Here is a 15,918-nt window from a genome sequence, read left to right as displayed (position 1 = left end):
TCAGTGGCAGGGAAACGCCATCGAATGCCGGTTGTCATGACCAGCATTGTGGACCGCATCAATGTGCGAGAAGCCGACGAAGCCGATGATGAAGGTGCCGAGCAGCGCGGCGAACGCCAGCTGCATGAAGCGCGACTGCGAGGAGACGGAGGCGCCGCGGGAGACGGAAGCGGTAGTCATGTCTTGTCCTTTCACCCTCCACCCGAGGGCATCGAAGTCAGTTTCCTGTCGCCGGCAGGTCTCCTGGCTCACGGATCAGCGCCCTTCCCCACCTTCCCGAAGACAAATCTTCAGTGGCATATGGAGAGGACTACCGCACACAGTTGCGGGGGCAGCAACGGCATTGGGCAACAAGTCAGCCCGCACCGCATTCCCTCTTGGCTCCAAAATGGAACCGACGACATCAGCGACTATAGGCAGAATCATTGCCTCCGGCAAACCAAATTCCGCCGGTAACCAGCGCGATTACGCCATGCCGGCCACATCAGCCGTCATCGGCGCAACAATTGACAATTGTGCCGGCCGGGTGTCGGCTGGCCACTTCACAGGAAGCCAGCCATGCAACCCATTGCCAGCGAGCGCGATCCCTATAACGGCTTGACCCAGGCCGAACCCACCCTGCCCTCATCGGCGTATTGGGATGAAGCGGCTTATCAGCTGGACCTCGATGCCATCTGGTACAAGAACTGGCTGCTGGTCTGCCGCGAGGCCGATCTGGCCCAGCCGCTGGCCTTCCGCCGATTCCGCATCGGCACGCAGGACATCATCGTGCTGCGCGACGACACCGGCGCGCTGCGTGCCTTCCACAACACGTGCCGGCATCGCGGCTCGCAGCTTTGCCAGGAGAGCGAGGGCCGGCTGAAGGCGCGGCTGATCACCTGCCCCTATCATGCCTGGTCCTATTCGCTTCGCGGCGACCTCGTGCGCGTGCCGTCGAAATCATTGCCGGACGGCTTCGACAAGGCCGACCATCCGCTCTATCGCGTCGCACTCTCGGTATGGCGCGGCTTCGTGTTCATCAATTTGCAGGAGGATGCGGCCGGCTCGGCGCAGGCATCCTTCGACCCTGCCTCCGGCAATCTCGGCAACTGGCCTCTGGAAACGCTGGTGACGGGCCATGTGCTGCGCAAGGTGATGCACTGCAACTGGAAGATCTTTTGGGAGAACTTCAACGAGTGCCTGCATTGTCCGGGCGTCCACAAGGACCTGTCGCGGCTGGTGCCGATCTATGGCCGCGGCCTGATGAGCCGGCATGACGACCCCGAATGGACCCGCCACGCCGACAATGACGCGCCGGAGTTTTCCGGTGGTCTGCGGACGGGCGCCGAAACCTGGTCGAGCGACGGCAAGACCCATGGGCCGATCTTCCCGGGATTGACACCGGCCGAACGCGCCGCTGGCCAGACCTACGCCACCAGCCTGCCCTCGATGTTCATCGTCGGCCATGTCGACTATGTCAGGACCGTCCGGCTGGTACCGCTCGGGCCGGAACAGACGGAACTTGTCGCCGAATGGCTGTTCGCCCCCGAGGCGCTGGCCGCAACCGACATCGACAACATCATCGCCTTCGGCACACAGGTGCTGGAGGAGGATGCGGCGATCTGCGAGGTCAACCAGAAAGGCCTGCGCTCGATGCGCCACGCCGCCGGCGTGCTGATGCCCGAGGAATATGAACTGCACCGCTTCCACAACTGGGTGCGCGAGCGCCACGCGGCACTTTCACCGTGATCCTCACAGCGACTTCGGCAGGTAGCGCCAGGTCACGAAGCCGCACGCCGCCGCCAGCAGGCTGAGCGTGACGAACACCGAGCCCAGCCCGAAGAAGATCAGCACCACCGAATAGACCAGCGGCGGCGTCAGTTCCGAAAAATCGAGATAGGTGCGATAGACCGCAGCCATCTGCGGCCGTTCATAAGATCGTACAGAACGCATGAAGGCGGTCGAGCCCAGGGCATCGAGCGCGATGGTGAAGAACGCGCCACCAAGCAGGAAAGCGCCGGTCAGCAATGGCGCGGTCGCTCCCACCGTGCCCGCGGCCAGCAGCATGGCCGACATGGCGAAATAGGCAAATGTCATGGTGCGCCGGCCGCCAAAGCGCTTTCCAGCCTTGCCCCAGAAGATCGCCATGAACAAAAGCGCGTTGCCGGCCGAAACAAGGAGGCCGCCGGCGATATCGCCCTGACCGGTGATGACCATGAACAGCGGCCCATAGACGAAGAACGTCGTCCAGAAGCAGGAGCGGCCGAAGGCGATCAGCCAGGCGAGCCTCAATCTGGGCTGCGCGACGAAGCGGCCGATATTGGCGAGCGGATTGGCCGGCCGGGTCTTGCCGGGCCGGATAGACTGGTTGTCGCCCAGCCGATAGGTCCAGAACAGCGCCAGCAAGGCCAGCGCGAACACCGCCACCGCCCCATGCGCCGCATAGATGCCGAAGCGTGTATAGAGGAAGATGCCGAGCGTCGGCCCGCCGGTCCAGGCGACCATCGACCACGCCATGCGCAGCGATTCGGCCTGCATGAAGTCGGTCTTGCGGATGTGGTCCATGATGTAGAGATTGAGGGTGATCGACAGCGCGCTGGCGCCCATCACCCGGCACAGCATCCCGGCCAGTTGCCCGGCAAGCGTATGGGTGACGAAGAACAGCGAGCCGATGGCAAGCAGGCAGGCGCCAGCCGTATAGACCCAGCGCCGGGCAAAGCGGCGGATCAGCATCGGCATGAACAAGGTCACCGATAGGCCGAGCAGCGCCACGATGGTGTAGAGGATCGAGACGATCTGCTCGTTGTGCAGGATCTCGTAGGCCTGGATCGGGATGACGCTCGACACCGTGGCGCGGGCAAAGGACTCCACCGCGTAGAGCGAGGCGAAGGTGCGCGCATCCGCGGCCTTGAGGGCCGGGAGCCAGATCGGATGGCGCACATGGGTGGACATTGCTTCCCCAAAGCAGAATCACCAGCCAAATCTGCCTTGGTCATTCCCGGGCGATTAAGAGGAAACCGACCCGTTACCGGCCAAAAGCGAAGCCGGTCAAAGGCTTCCCGGCTCTGGCCTAAAGCGTCGCTTGATCCACCCCCTGGCCTTCTTCTGTCCGGTCCAACCGTGATAGTCCTCAGGCGGGGCTGAATCAGATCGCGAGACCATGACCATCCATACGCCGACCGTACCCGTTCCGGAGCCATCCAGGCGCATCGTCGCCATCGACATCGTGCGCGGCGTCGCGCTGCTGGCCATGGCGAGCTACCATTTCACCTGGGACCTAGAGTTTTTCGGCTACACCGATCCGGGCCTCACCGCCTTCGGCTGGTGGAAGATCTATGCGCGCTGCATCGCCTCGACCTTCCTGTTCCTGGTCGGCGTCAGCCTGTACCTCGCCCATGGCCGGCAAATCCGCTGGAACGGTTTCTGGAAGCGGTTCGCCATGGTTGCCGGAGCGGCGATCGCCATTTCGGTCGTCACGCGGATCGCCACGCCTGACGGCTTCATATTCTTCGGCATCCTGCACCAGATCGCGCTCGCCAGCCTGCTCGGCCTCGCCTTCCTGCGCCTGCCCGCACTGCTGACGCTTGTCATTGCCGCGCTCGTCATCGCGGCGCCCATCTACCTGCGCTTCGAGGCGCTGGATCATCCCTGGCTGTGGTGGATCGGCCTGTCGGCGATCAATCCGCGATCCAACGATTATGTGCCCCTGTTTCCTTGGTTCGGCGCGGTGCTTGTCGGCATCGGCGTGGCGAAACTCGCCTCCGCATCCGGCATGCGAGCCCGCCTTGCGAGCCTCAAACCCGGCCGCTGGGCCAATCCGCTGGTCTTCATCGGCCGCCACAGCCTCGCCTTCTACCTGATCCACCAGCCCCTGCTGATCGGCTGCGTCTGGTTGTTCTCGCAAGTGATGCCGGCCCAGATCGAAACCCCGCAGGTCAATTTCCTCAAAACCTGCCAGCGCTCGTGCGAGCAGACGCGCAACGCAACCTTCTGTTCGAGCTATTGCGGCTGCATGCTGACGACGCTCGAGGGCGAAGCCTCGCTTGATCGGCTCGAGAACAACGACCAGACTGCGGAATTCCGGGCGCATCTGGGCGATCTGGCCGGCAGCTGCACGGCCCAGACCGAAGACAAGATGGATGAGGGAGGAACGCAATGACCGAAACCCAGCCGAAGCCCGGAGTGATACCGTGGCCGCCGGTTATCTACACCGCGGCGATCGCCATCAGCATCATCCTCGGCATGCTCTATCCCCTGCCCTGGATCGGCGATCTCCTGGGCGACATCCTGTTCGCGGCAGGCTGGGTGGCATTGTTCGGCGTCGCCGTGCTCTGGTTCACCGCCATCCGCACCATGATGCGGGCCAGGACAACGCTCAATCCCAATGCCGTGCCCGACCATCTCGTCACGACCGGCCCCTTCGGCGTCACCCGCAACCCGATGTATCTCGCCAACACACTGCTGTTGATCGGCGTCGCCTTTGTCTCGGGGATAGCCTGGTTCCTGCTCTTTGCCTTCATCGCCGCCTTCCTCACCCAGAAACTGGCGATCGAGGGCGAGGAAAAGATACTGGCGGCGAAATTCGGCAAGAAATACCGCGACTACGCGAAGCGGGTGCGGCGCTGGATTTGAGCAGCGTCAGGTGTTGACGCCAAGCTCCACGAGCCGCTCGACGCAGGATTCCTCGGCCTGGTCGAGCTCGGCCAGCGTCTCCTCGAGGTCGCGGCGCTTCTGCCTCAGATCCTCGCGCTTTTCCTCGATGCGCTTGATCATCAGCTTGAGCTGCCCGACCTCGCCCGGCGGCTCCTTGTACATCTGGATGATTTCGCGGATCTCGTTGATCGAGAAGCCGAGCCTTTTGCCGCGCATGATCTGCCGGATGAGATGGCGGTCCGAGGGACGAAACAGCCGCGTGCGGCCACGCCGCACCGGCTGCACCAGCCCCTCGTCCTCGTAGAAACGCAGCGTCCGCGTCGACACGTCGAATTCGCGGGTCAGTTCGGTGATCGAATAATATTCCCGCATTGTCACTCCAAGTCGGAATTCCGGGCGACCGCCACGCGGCGCCGCCTTCTGTCCCGAACCAAACCCTTGGCCGCCGGAATCGACATGGCCCCCACGCGAGCCTCGCACGGCATTTACGTAAAAGTCAATTGAGGTGGCTACCTGACGCCGAACCACCAGCTTGCAAGGCCAAGGAACGCGAAAAAGCCGACGCAGTCGGTGACGGTGGTGACGAAAACCGCCGACGCGACGGCCGGGTCTATCTTGAACCGGTCGAGCAGCAGCGGGATCAGGATGCCGGCAAGCGCGGCCGCGAACATATTGATGATCATCGCCGCTCCGATGATCCCGCCCAGGTTAGGATCACGAAACCAGACGGCGGCGACGATGCCGATCAGAACGGCAAAGACGATGCCGTTGATGAAGCCCACACCCATTTCGCGGCGGATGATGCGGGCGGCATTGTAGATGTCGAGGTCCTTCGTCGCCAGCGCCCGCACGGTGACGGTCATGGTCTGCGATCCGGCATTGCCGCCCATGCCGGCCACGATTGGCATCAGCACGGCAAGCGCCACGATCCGCTCGATCGTGTGGTCGAACAGGCCGATCACCGATGCCGCCAGAAATGCCGTGACAAGGTTGACCAGCAGCCAGGGAACGCGCGAGCGCGAGGTCGCAAACACTGTGTCGGAGAGTTCCTCGTCGCCGACGCCGCCCATGCGCAGCAGATCTTCCTCCGCTTCCTGCTGGATGACGTCGACGACATCGTCGATGGTCAGCACGCCGACCAGCCGCTCATTCTCGTCGACGACCGCGGCTGACAAAAGATCGTACTGCTCGAACTCCCGCGCCGCCTCTTCCTGGTCCATGGTGGCCGGAATGGCGTGGCGCGTCTCGTGCATGACATCCTCGACCTTGACCGCGCGCTTGGTGCGCAGGATCTGGTCGAGGTCGATGGCCCCCAGCAGCTTGAAAGTCGGATCGATGACGAAGATCTGGCTGAAGCGCTCAGGCAGGTTCTTGTCCTCGCGCATGTAGTCGATGGTCTGGCCGATGGTCCAGAACGGCGGCACCGCGACGAACTCGGTCTGCATGCGTCGCCCGGCGGTCTCTTCGGGATAGTCGAGCGAGCGGCGCAGCCTGATCCGTTCGGTGAAAGGCAGCTGCGACAGGATCTCGTCCTGGTCCTCCTTTTCGAGATCTTCGAGAATGTAGACCGCGTCATCGGAATCGAGTTCCTGCACCGCCTGCGCGATCTGCGCATTGGGCAGATGATCGACGATCTCCATGCGGATCGCCTCGTCGACCTCGGTCAGGGCGGAAAAGTCGAAATCGGCGCCCAGCAGCTCGACCAGGGCCTGCCGCTGTTCGGGATGCAGCGCCTCGATCAGGTCGCCGAGTTCCGACTGGTGCAGATGGTCGACTTCATGCTTGAGGGTCGGCGTATCGCGATCGGCGATCGCGGCCCCGATCTGGGCAAGGAAGGACGGGAGGACCGCACCGTCCTCGCCATAGATATCGGCGCGGGCATCGTCAGCCGCCTTGGCGGAGGTCGTCTGCTTGTCCTCCACCAGCGCCTCCCGCCATCCCGGAAAAATTGTGCCTCAGGTCTAGAGCATCGGCCCCTAAAGCGGAAACCGGTTTCGCGGAAATCCGATGCATCTCGCTCACAGACGCGATTCGATTCAAGAACTTATCGCTCTAAGACACGGAATATCAAACGAAACGCCTGCTCCACATCGCCCGGTGAGTGTATCGCGGATGCCTGACCTGGCAATGCCTATCCCATCAAGAACCAGCCAATCCCGGCTTCAGACGGCGCGACAGCCGATGTCGCTGGGGAAAGAGCACCCCGGCGCGATTGGGGCAGAATTGTCATCATACGGGTCCAGGCCTGAAGCCTGACCTCGGAGTTGCAGCCCAGGACAAAAACGGCCCTTGAACAGCAAGCCCGGGAAAACGAGCAAGGCAGTTGGCGACCGGCGCATGCGCATTGTCGTCGCCGAGCGCAATCCATTCGTCATATCGGCGCTGCGCGAAATGCTCGAATGCGACGGCCGTTTCGAATTGTTGAGCACCGTGCAGAGCGGCAGGCAATTCCTGGATCTGGCTGATAAGGGCGGGTTCGACGTCGCCGTCATCGGCTGGAAGCTCGCCGACATGGACGGCGCCGATGTGCTGGCCGAGGTCCAGAGCCGCAAGCTCGACGTGCGCATCACCGTCTTTTCCAACGACCATGACATCGGCATCCTGAAGCAATGCGTGCGGCTCGGCGCCCAGGGCTACTGTTTCCAGTTCGACGACCCAGCCATCATCTTCGACACGATCCTGGCGGTCGCGCATGGACGCATCTGCATCCCCTATATCGACATCAACAAGGTCAACGACACGCCGCTGGCGCAGCTCACCGTGCGTGAACGCGAGCTGCTGGCGGTGCTTTCCGACGGCTGGACCAATCTGCAGATCGCCACGCGGACCGGCATTTCCGAGAACACGGTGAAGTATCACCTCAAGAATCTCTACGACAAGCTCGACGTCCGCAACCGGGCGATGGCTGTCGCGCTCTATGCGCGAGAGAGGCGTACCCAGAAGCAGCCTTTCGGGTAGGCTGAGCGGGTAGGCTTCCCCCACCCGCGCGCGGCGAGATCTTACCCGCCAAGGTGTTGTTGGCTTTAGCCGTCGAAACGAAACTCCCCCCACCGCTTTGCTGGATCAGGAGGAGTTCGCACCATGGCCGGTTTCACCCATCTTTTCATTCCCGGGCCGACCAACATCCCCGAACAGGTCCGGCAGGCGATGAACCTGCCGATGGAGGACATGCGCGCCGCGTCCTTCCCCGATCTCACCTTGCCGCTGTTCGAGGACATCAAACGCGTTTTCAAGAACGAGACCGGCCGCGTCTTCATCTACCCGTCCTCCGGCACCGGCGCCTGGGAAGCGGCGATGACCAATGTGCTCAGCCCCGGAGACCGCGTGCTGATGTCGCGCTTCGGCCAGTTCTCGCATCTGTGGGTGGACATGGCCGAGCGCCTCGGCTTCGAGGTCGACGTCATCGACTGCGAATGGGGAACCGGCGTCCCGCTCGAGTTCTATGCCGAGAGGCTGAAGGCGGACAAGACGCACCGCATCAAGGCAATCTTCTGCACGCAGAACGAAACGGCGACCGGCGTGACCAGCGACGTCGCCGGCTGCCGTGCCATTCTCGACGACGCAAACCACCCTGCCCTGCTCTTTGTCGACGGCGTGTCGTCGATCGGCTCGATCGACTTCCGCCAGGAGGAATGGGGCGTCGACTGCGCCGTCAGCGGTTCGCAGAAGGGCTTCATGCTGCCCGCCGGCCTCGGCTTCCTCTCGGTCAGCAAAAAGGCGCTAGTGGCTTCGCGAAGCGCCACCCACCGGCGCTGCTTCTTCTCCTTCGAGGACATGATCCGCGCCAACGATGCCGGTTATTTCCCCTACACGCCGGCCACGCAGCTTTTGCGCGGCCTGCGCGCCTCGCTCGACCTGATCGCCGAGGAAGGGCTGGACACCATCTTCGCCCGCCACCATCGCCTCGCCGAAGGCGTGCGCAAGGCGGTCGATGCCTGGGGCCTGAAGCTGTGCGCCAAGGCGCCGAAATGGCATTCCGATACGGTGAGCGCCATTCTGGTTCCTGAAGGCATCGACAGCGGCGACGTCGTCAAGCGCGCCTACCGCACCTACCAGACCTCGCTCGGCGGCGGCCTCAACAAGGTGATGGGCAAGGTCTTCCGCATCGGCCATCTCGGCTGGCTGAACGAGGTGATGGTGCTCGCCTCGCTGTCGGCGGCCGAAATGGCGCTGCTCGATTGCGGCGTGCGCCTGGCGCCTGGTTCCGGCGTCGGCGCCGCCATCCAGCATTTCCGCGCCTCGGCCGCCGTGCCGGTCGCCGAAGCCGCCTGAGGGAGCCGACGATGAGCCACACCATCAACCACCTCAGGAAATTGAGGCTCCAGCGCAGTGAACTGGCGGTTCCCGGCTCCAGCCCGGAGATGATCGACAAGGCGGCCAACAGCGCCGCCGACTTCGTCTTCCTCGACATCGAGGACGCGGTCGCCCCGCCCGACAAGGAACGCGCCCGCAAGAACATCATCCAGGCGCTCAACGACATCGACTGGCGCGCCAAGGGCAAGACCGTCTCGGTGCGCATCAACGGGCTGGACACCCATTACATGTACCGCGACGTGGTCGATGTGATGGAACAGGCCGGCGACCGGCTGGACACCATCCTGGTGCCGAAGGTCGGCGTGCCGGCTGATCTCTACATGGTCGAGGCCATGATCAACCAGATCGAGATGGCCAGGGGTTTCAAGACCCGTGTCGGCTTGGAAGCCCTGATCGAGACCGCGCTCGGCATGGCCAATGTCGAGGCGATTGCCGCGACGCCCGGCAGGCTCGAGGCGATGCATTTCGGCGTCGCCGACTATGCGGCAAGCTGCAAGGCACGCACCGTCAACATTGGCGGCCTCAACCCCGACTATCCCGGCGACCAGTGGCATTTCGCGCTGTCGCGCATGACCGTCGCCTGCCGCGCTTACGGCCTGCGCGCCATCGACGGACCGTTCGGCGATTTCTCCGATCCGGAGGGCTACATCGCCGGTGCGAAGCGCGCGGCGGCGCTCGGCATCGAAGGCAAATGGGCGATCCACCCCTCGCAGATCACGCTTGCCAACGACGTCTTCTCGCCGCCGGAAAAGGAAGTCGCGCGGGCCAGGCGCATCCTTGAGGTGCTCAAGGAAGCCGAGGCCCTGGGAAAAGGCGCCGCCGCACTCGACGGCAAGATGATCGACGCCGCGTCGGAACGCATGGCGCGCAATGTTCTGGTGGTCAACGAGGCCATCGAACGCGCCGGCCAACCGACCAGCTAACGACCGCGCCACGCATTGACGGTTCAGGGAGGACAACAATGGACATCCACGAATATCAGGCAAAGGAACTGCTCGCCCGCCACGGCGTGCATGTGCCGCGCGGCGGGCTGGCCTACAGCCCCGAACAGGCGACCTACCGGGCGCGTGAGATCGGCGGCGGCAAATGGGTCTTGAAGGCGCAGGTTCACTCAGGCGCCCGCGGCAAGGCCGGCGGTATAAAACTGTGCGCCAATGACGAAGAGATCTCCAGCGCCGCCGAAGCCATGCTCGGGCGCAAGCTTGTGACCCAGCAGACCGGCCCGCGCGGCAAGCTGATCTCCAGGCTCTATCTCGAGGAAGCCGTCGACATCGCGCAGGAGCTCTATGTCGGCTTCGTCCTCGACCGCAAGGAAGAACGCGTGATGATCGTGGCCTCGGCCGCCGGCGGCATGGAGATCGAGGACATTGTCGAGAAGGCCCCCGATTCCATCCTACGCACCTCGGTCGATCCCGGCGTCGGCATGCAGCGTTTCCAGGCCCGCGAGATCGCCTTTGGGCTCGGCCTCGATCACGACCTGATCGGCAAGGCGACCGAGACCATTTTCAGCTGCTACCAGGTGTTCCGCGACTACGACGCCTCGATGCTGGAGATCAATCCGCTGGTGGTGACCCGCGACGGCAATCTGATCGCGCTCGACGCCAAGATGTCGTTCGACGAGAACGCGCTGTTCCGGCGGCCGGAAATCTCCGAACTGCGCGACAAGAGCCAGGAAGACCCGCGCGAAACCTTTGCCAGCGACCGTGGTCTCTCCTATGTCGGCCTCGACGGCAACATCGGCTGCATTATCAATGGCGCCGGGCTCGCCATGGCGACCATGGACATGATCAAGATCGCCGGCGGCGAGCCGGCCAATTTCCTCGACATTGGCGGCGGCGCCTCGCCCGAGCGGGTGGCGAAATCCTTCCGCGCCGTGCTCGGCGACAAGAATGTCGAGACCATCCTGGTCAACATCTTCGCCGGCATCAACCGCTGCGACTGGGTCGCGGAAGGCGTCATCAAGGCGATACGCGAGGTCGGTGTGACCGTACCGCTGGTGGTGCGGCTCTCCGGCACCAAGGCCGAGGAAGGACGCCGCATCCTGGCCGATTCCGGCGAGGCCGTGATCGTCGCCGACACGCTGGCCGAAGCCGCCGAAAAAGCCGTCGCCGCCTGGCAAACGGCCGCCAAGAAAAAAGCAGCCTAGAGCCGGATGATTTCAGGTCGAATCGACCTGAAATCTGAATCCGTCTCTAAAATCAAACAGATAGAGCATGATGTCGTCCGAAAACCGCTTCACACTTTTCGGCATCATGCCCTAGGGAGGTCGAAAAAATGGCAATCCTGCTCAACCGCAGCACCCGGGTCATCGTCCAGGGTTTCACCGGCAAGATCGGCAGTTTCCATGCCGAGGACATGAAACGCTACGGCACCAAGCTTGTCGGCGGCGTCACCCCCGGCAAGGGCGGCCAGACGCATCTCGGCCTGCCCGTCTTCAACACCGTCAAGGGCGCGGTGCGCGAGACCCGCGCCGAGGCGAGCATCGTCTTCGTGCCGCCGCCCTTCGCCGCCGATTCGATCATGGAAGCCGCCGACGCGGGGATAAAACTCTGCGTCTGCATCACCGACGGCATCCCCTCGCAGGATATGATGCAGGTCAAGCGGTACATGCGCCGCTACCGCTTCGAGGACCGCATGCGGCTGATCGGCCCGAACTGCGCCGGCATGATCACGCCCGCGCAAGCACTGATGGGCATCATGCCCGGCTCGATCTACCTGCCCGGCCGCGTCGGCATCGTCGGCCGTTCCGGCACGCTCGGCTACGAAGCGGCCTCGCAGATGAAGGCGCTCGGCATTGGCGTGTCGACCAGCGTCGGCATCGGCGGCGACCCGATCAACGGCTCCTCCTTCAAGGACATGCTGAAACTGTTCGAGCAGGACGACGAGACCGACGCCGTGGTGATGATCGGCGAGATCGGCGGACCGCAGGAAGCCGAAGCCGCGATCTGGGCACGCGATAACATGCGCAAGCCGCTCATCGCCTACATCGCCGGCCTCTCCGCCCCGAAAGGCCGCCGCATGGGCCACGCCGGCGCCATCATCTCCGCCTTCGGCGAGTCGGCGCAGGAGAAGGTCGAAATCCTGAAGGAGGCAGGCGTCATCATCGTGCCGACGCCGTCGTCATTTGGCGAGGTGGTGGCCGCTACGCTGGCACGGATGAAGAAGGCGGCATAACCTCTGGGAACAGGCTGCCTAAGGGCAGTTGCCAAAACACGAGGCGGCGCGATCTGAATGCGCCGCCCAGCGGTCCCTTCCAAACAGTCGAACAGCCCACGCCACGATGGGAGCCCGCCCGCTTTCGACGGCGGGGAATCTGGCAGAAGCCGGTTTGGCCCAGCCCTTAGGTCGGGCAGCCGAAGCTAGGACAAGCTATCGCCGTCACGGCGGACAGCTTTTCGCGCCTTACGAACACCGGCTTCACATAAGTCTTCTTCATGGTATCTCCCCTCTGCCAAAACCCACGAAGCGACCCTTGCCGTGGCCTGGATCGCATTGTCAAGCGAGCAGTCAGCAACCACCAATAACAAAACAGTGACAGCCTTGTTTGGCAGCTCAGTTGAGGAAGCAGCCCGCCGCTGATGAACTTTAATTGGCCGACAAATAATCCTTCGACAGCGGTCAGGCCGGCCCATCGTCCTGAAGAGCGGGACTATCAACACTCCCGAATCTGACGCTTCGCCGTTTCAGAGGCGCGCGCGCATGGAGCCAAGATCAGGCCAAGATTGCGCAACAAAACTTAACATCACTTCATGCATGCAGCCATTTTCACCTGAAATAGTCCGGGCATCGGAGGCTCTTACTGCCTCCCTGCTCTGGAGCATGCATGTACAAAACGGTTTCTGGACTCTTCGCCGGCCGGGCCTCCCTCGCGGCGATGGCAATCCTGTTTTCAACACATTCTGAGATCGTGCTGGCAGCGGATGCCATTGCCGTCGACACCGACGCCGACGATACCGGGGATCCGATCACGCCGCCCAATCCCACGCGTTTTGGGCGCTTCGAACAGAAACTGGCCGACTGGCATGTCGTCCTTGGCGGCGGCGCCATCATCGTTCCCAAATACGAGGGCAGCAACGAGTTCAAGGTCATGCCGGTGCCTTTCATATCGGCGACATTCCTCGACACGGTGACGATCGATCCGACGGGCGCCAACATCGCCGTCTATGAGCAAGGGCCGTTCGAGCTCAGTGCGCGGCTTGGCTACGACATGGGCCGCAAGGAAGACGATGCCGATCACCTGCGCGGCCTGGGGGATGTCGACATGGGCGCGGTCGTCGGCGCCAAGGCGGCGGTGAAATTCGGTCCGGCGGAAATCTTCGCGCAACTGGACAAGACCATCGGCGGCAGCGACGGCCTGGAGGGCACGCTTGGCATTGAGGTGACCCAGCCTCTGTCCCAGTCATTGATGGTCGGCGCCGCCGCATCGGTCGTCTTCGCCGACGAAAAATACATGCAGGCCTATTTTGGCGTCACGCCGGAGCAATCGGCCCGCTCGGGGCTGGCGCGTTACGATGCCGGCGCCGGGTTGAAGCGCGCCGATTTTTCGATTTCCGCCACATATATGCTCAATCGCAACTGGATGGTGCGTGGCCAGGCGGGGGTCGGCATTCTTGTGGGGGACGCTGCCGACAGCCCTGTTGTCGTCGACAAGATCCAGCCCTCGGGAATGCTTCTCGTCGGATATCGGTTTTGATGCCAACACACAGTGCAATGCAGGCTGCGGCAGGCTGCGGCAGGCTCCGGCCGGATCGATCTGAACGCCGAGTTCAAATCGCCGAGGCAAGGCCCGCAGATCCTCATTGTCGAAGACGATATCGAGATCGCGCGCATGCTGGGCGAGACGCTCACGGAAAACGGCATGATCGTGGAAATCGCCGCCAACGGCGTGCGCATGAACGCCGCGCTTCGCAGCCAGAAATTCGATCTCATCGTGCTCGATATCATGCTGCCTGGTGAAAACGGCCTCAGCATCTGCCGCCGGCTTCGTGCGCAAACGAACGTTCCTATCCTGATGCTGACCGCGCTTGGCGAGGAAATCGACCGTATCTTCGGACTGGAGATCGGCGCCGACGACTATGTGACGAAACCGTTCAGCGCGCGTGAACTGACGGCAAGGATACGCGCTTTGCTGCGCCGCACGGCTTACGCTCCCGACGAACGGGACCGGACAAAGGTGCTTCGCTTCAACGGCTGGCGCCTCGATCCCGTTCGCCGGCAATTGCATGATCCCAGCAATGCACGGGTCGCGACCACCACGCATGAATTTGATCTGCTGCTTGCGTTCTGCCGTAATGCGGGTCGGGTTCTGTCGCGCGAGGAACTTCTCAGCGTCACCCATGCGGGGCTTGCCGGCCCGATCGAGCGAAGCGTCGATGTCCATGTCAGCCGGATCCGCCAGAAGATCGAAAAGGACGCGCGCGATCCGGTTCTTCTCAGGACTGTCCGGCTGGGTGGCTACATCTTCACCGCCACGGTGGAGGAAGCGTGAGGCGCTTGGTCCGTCGCTTCCTGCCGCAGTCGGTGCGTGGGCAGTTCGCGGCAATTATTTTCATCGCCGTGATCGTGATCATGTCCTCCGGATCGGCCTTCGAGGATTTGATCGAAAATGCCGACCTTCCCGTCGTGGAAGACAGCGCCAGGCAGGCTGCCGTTGTCGCTGCCTTGTTGCGCCAGACATCGGTCGAAGCCCGCAGCGCTGTTCTGGCCGCGGCGACACGCGCCGGCTTTGATTTCAAGATCCTGCCCAGGGAGCAGATCAGCAATATTCCAGATTCCTATCTGCAATGGCGAAGCATCACATGGCTTCTCCAGATCGAGAGCAGCTCGATCGCCGGGCGCTGGATAAGGACCGGCGGCAGGTACGCGTTTGTCATCGATCTGGACCAGCAGAGCGTCCTGGCGCATTTCGGCATGCCCGATTCCTGGCTGACATCAGGCTTCGTCCGTGTCTCATTCTACAGGTTCATGGCTTTCGTCGCCTTGCCCATCCTGATCTGGCTGTTTGCCGTATGGGCCGTGACCGACCCGCTAAGGCGCATCTCGGCGGCAGTGGGGGAAGCCGAGATCGAGAATGGCAATGAGCTCTTCGCCGAACACGGCTCCATCGAAATGGTCGGTCTGGCGCGCGCGCTGAACAGGATGCGGGAGCGTATCCGCACGATGATCGAAAACCGCACTCGCATGTTGCGCAGCGTCAGTCATGATCTGCGCACGCCTTTGACGCGGCTGCGGCTTCGCGCCGAGCGCATGGATGATGGTCTCCTTCGAACCGCCATACTGTCCGACGTCCGGCACATCGAAGATCTGATCGACGAGACCCTGACCTATCTGCGTAACGACGTGTCGACGGAAAAGCTGCAGCGGGCCGATATTGCCAGCGTGCTGCAAACCGTCTGTGCCGAATTCTCCGATGTCGGGTTTTCGGTTTCCTATTCCGGACCGGACAGGCTTCTGGGCTGGTGCAAACCCAATGCGCTGGCGCGTGCGATCACCAACCTATGCGACAATGGGGTCAAATTCGCCGGCAATGTCACCGTCGCATTGACGCAGACCGGCACGACGGCGCGCATTGCGGTCGGCGACGACGGGCCGGGCATTTCGATGACGGCGCGCTCCCGCGTTTTCGAACCCTTCTTCAAGGAGGACATGTCACGTGGCGTCGCCTCGAAGCACGGCTTTGGCCTCGGCCTTTCGATCGTAGCGGACATCATCCAGGGCCATGGCGGCAAGATCGAGTTGCACGACAACCAGCCAACCGGCCTCGTCGTTACCGTCGATCTGCCGAACGGACCAAAGGTCCAGCCGCTATAGGGCGGCGGCGCGGTACTCGGAGTCTGATGATCGCCGGATTGCCGGAGGTGATTTCACGAGATCCGAAGGCCCGCTTCGGGAAATTTTGGTGCGGTCGAGAAGACTCGTAAAAACGCTGCAAACCGCAGAAATCCGGGGCAAATGTGTCCCATGCGCTGCAAC

At 62.8% G+C, this 15,918-nt stretch carries 15 protein-coding genes and 1 riboswitch; of the genes, 11 read left to right on the top strand and 4 right to left on the bottom strand.

The features are described 5' to 3' along the window. Entirely contained in the window at positions 1 to 180 is a 180-nt protein-coding gene (locus FJ977_RS15755) for a CbtB domain-containing protein (RefSeq protein ID WP_140772875.1), read from the bottom strand. 35 nt (positions 181 to 215) lie between these two features. Further along, positions 216 to 414: riboswitch (cobalamin riboswitch) on the bottom strand. Positions 415 to 558: 144 nt separating this feature from the next. Here FJ977_RS15755 and FJ977_RS15750 point away from each other — a divergent pair. Beyond that, positions 559 to 1,728, top strand: a complete 1,170-nt coding sequence (locus FJ977_RS15750; RefSeq protein WP_140772873.1) for an aromatic ring-hydroxylating dioxygenase subunit alpha — start codon at positions 559 to 561, stop codon at positions 1,726 to 1,728. Between the two features lie 3 nt (positions 1,729 to 1,731). Here the strand turns inward: FJ977_RS15750 and FJ977_RS15745 are convergent, their stop codons facing one another. After that, on the bottom strand, positions 1,732 to 2,931 hold the full coding sequence (locus FJ977_RS15745) for an MFS transporter (protein WP_140772871.1): 1,200 nt from the start codon (positions 2,929 to 2,931) through the stop codon (positions 1,732 to 1,734). Positions 2,932 to 3,139: 208 nt separating this feature from the next. On the opposite strand from FJ977_RS15745, the gene FJ977_RS15740 reads away from it, so the two are divergent. Together FJ977_RS15740 and FJ977_RS15735 are read left to right on the top strand one after the other, a co-directional pair. Further along, positions 3,140 to 4,138 (top strand): DUF1624 domain-containing protein, encoded by a 999-nt coding sequence (locus FJ977_RS15740; protein WP_140772869.1) that lies wholly within the window; start codon positions 3,140 to 3,142, stop codon positions 4,136 to 4,138. Beyond that, the gene (locus FJ977_RS15735) at positions 4,135 to 4,611 is read left to right on the top strand and encodes an isoprenylcysteine carboxylmethyltransferase family protein (protein ID WP_140772867.1); all 477 of its coding nucleotides are present in this window, start codon (positions 4,135 to 4,137) and stop codon (positions 4,609 to 4,611) included. Before FJ977_RS15740 ends, FJ977_RS15735 begins: the two co-directional genes overlap by 4 nt. Before the next feature lie 6 nt (positions 4,612 to 4,617). Here the strand turns inward: FJ977_RS15735 and FJ977_RS15730 are convergent, their stop codons facing one another. Beyond that, a complete protein-coding gene (locus FJ977_RS15730; protein ID WP_006203215.1) occupies positions 4,618 to 5,004 on the bottom strand; it encodes a MerR family DNA-binding transcriptional regulator in 387 nt (128 codons plus the stop codon). A gap of 137 nt (positions 5,005 to 5,141) precedes the next feature. Then, a complete protein-coding gene (mgtE, locus tag FJ977_RS15725) occupies positions 5,142 to 6,554 on the bottom strand; it encodes a magnesium transporter (protein WP_140772865.1) in 1,413 nt (470 codons plus the stop codon). Between the two features lie 415 nt (positions 6,555 to 6,969). Between mgtE and FJ977_RS15720 the strand changes: the two genes are divergently transcribed. The 8 genes from FJ977_RS15720 (at position 6,970) to FJ977_RS15685 (ending at position 15,756) form a co-directional block, all read left to right on the top strand. After that, the gene (locus FJ977_RS15720) at positions 6,970 to 7,590 is read left to right on the top strand and encodes a response regulator transcription factor (protein WP_140772863.1); all 621 of its coding nucleotides are present in this window, start codon (positions 6,970 to 6,972) and stop codon (positions 7,588 to 7,590) included. A gap of 123 nt (positions 7,591 to 7,713) precedes the next feature. Beyond that, the gene (locus FJ977_RS15715) at positions 7,714 to 8,904 is read left to right on the top strand and encodes an aminotransferase class V-fold PLP-dependent enzyme (RefSeq protein ID WP_140772861.1); all 1,191 of its coding nucleotides are present in this window, start codon (positions 7,714 to 7,716) and stop codon (positions 8,902 to 8,904) included. Positions 8,905 to 8,915: 11 nt separating this feature from the next. Continuing rightward, on the top strand, positions 8,916 to 9,869 hold the full coding sequence (locus FJ977_RS15710) for a CoA ester lyase (protein ID WP_140772859.1): 954 nt from the start codon (positions 8,916 to 8,918) through the stop codon (positions 9,867 to 9,869). Between the two features lie 38 nt (positions 9,870 to 9,907). After that, positions 9,908 to 11,092 carry a malate--CoA ligase subunit beta gene (locus FJ977_RS15705; RefSeq protein WP_140772857.1) on the top strand — a complete coding sequence of 395 codons (1,185 nt, stop codon included), beginning with the start codon at positions 9,908 to 9,910 and terminating at the stop codon, positions 11,090 to 11,092. Between the two features lie 128 nt (positions 11,093 to 11,220). After that, positions 11,221 to 12,120 (top strand): succinate--CoA ligase subunit alpha, encoded by a 900-nt coding sequence (sucD, locus tag FJ977_RS15700; protein ID WP_140772855.1) that lies wholly within the window; start codon positions 11,221 to 11,223, stop codon positions 12,118 to 12,120. Between the two features lie 649 nt (positions 12,121 to 12,769). Further along, positions 12,770 to 13,639 carry a MipA/OmpV family protein gene (locus tag FJ977_RS15695; RefSeq protein ID WP_140772853.1) on the top strand — a complete coding sequence of 290 codons (870 nt, stop codon included), beginning with the start codon at positions 12,770 to 12,772 and terminating at the stop codon, positions 13,637 to 13,639. A 135-nt stretch (positions 13,640 to 13,774) separates the two neighbouring features. Then, entirely contained in the window at positions 13,775 to 14,434 is a 660-nt protein-coding gene (locus FJ977_RS15690) for a response regulator transcription factor (RefSeq protein ID WP_246683203.1), read from the top strand. Beyond that, a complete protein-coding gene (locus FJ977_RS15685; RefSeq protein WP_140772851.1) occupies positions 14,431 to 15,756 on the top strand; it encodes a HAMP domain-containing sensor histidine kinase in 1,326 nt (441 codons plus the stop codon). Before FJ977_RS15690 ends, FJ977_RS15685 begins: the two co-directional genes overlap by 4 nt. The last annotated feature ends 162 nt before the right edge of the window (positions 15,757 to 15,918 follow it).

The organism is Mesorhizobium sp. B2-1-3A (assembly GCF_006442655.1).
GTDB lineage: Bacteria > Pseudomonadota > Alphaproteobacteria > Rhizobiales > Rhizobiaceae > Mesorhizobium.
Note: the sequence above shows the minus strand (reverse complement) of the source record. Positions and strands in the feature narration are given on the sequence as shown.

Coding starts and splice junctions, on each gene's coding strand:
- FJ977_RS15755 (WP_140772875.1), bottom strand. CDS start 180: ATGACTACCGCTTCCGTCTCCCGCGGCGCCTCCGTCTCCTCGCAGTCG.
- FJ977_RS15750 (WP_140772873.1), top strand. CDS start 559: ATGCAACCCATTGCCAGCGAGCGCGATCCCTATAACGGCTTGACCCAG.
- FJ977_RS15745 (WP_140772871.1), bottom strand. CDS start 2,931: ATGTCCACCCATGTGCGCCATCCGATCTGGCTCCCGGCCCTCAAGGCC.
- FJ977_RS15740 (WP_140772869.1), top strand. CDS start 3,140: ATGACCATCCATACGCCGACCGTACCCGTTCCGGAGCCATCCAGGCGC.
- FJ977_RS15735 (WP_140772867.1), top strand. CDS start 4,135: ATGACCGAAACCCAGCCGAAGCCCGGAGTGATACCGTGGCCGCCGGTT.
- FJ977_RS15730 (WP_006203215.1), bottom strand. CDS start 5,004: ATGCGGGAATATTATTCGATCACCGAACTGACCCGCGAATTCGACGTG.
- FJ977_RS15720 (WP_140772863.1), top strand. CDS start 6,970: ATGCGCATTGTCGTCGCCGAGCGCAATCCATTCGTCATATCGGCGCTG.
- FJ977_RS15715 (WP_140772861.1), top strand. CDS start 7,714: ATGGCCGGTTTCACCCATCTTTTCATTCCCGGGCCGACCAACATCCCC.
- FJ977_RS15710 (WP_140772859.1), top strand. CDS start 8,916: ATGAGCCACACCATCAACCACCTCAGGAAATTGAGGCTCCAGCGCAGT.
- FJ977_RS15705 (WP_140772857.1), top strand. CDS start 9,908: ATGGACATCCACGAATATCAGGCAAAGGAACTGCTCGCCCGCCACGGC.
- sucD (WP_140772855.1), top strand. CDS start 11,221: ATGGCAATCCTGCTCAACCGCAGCACCCGGGTCATCGTCCAGGGTTTC.
- FJ977_RS15695 (WP_140772853.1), top strand. CDS start 12,770: ATGTACAAAACGGTTTCTGGACTCTTCGCCGGCCGGGCCTCCCTCGCG.
- FJ977_RS15690 (WP_246683203.1), top strand. CDS start 13,775: ATGCTGGGCGAGACGCTCACGGAAAACGGCATGATCGTGGAAATCGCC.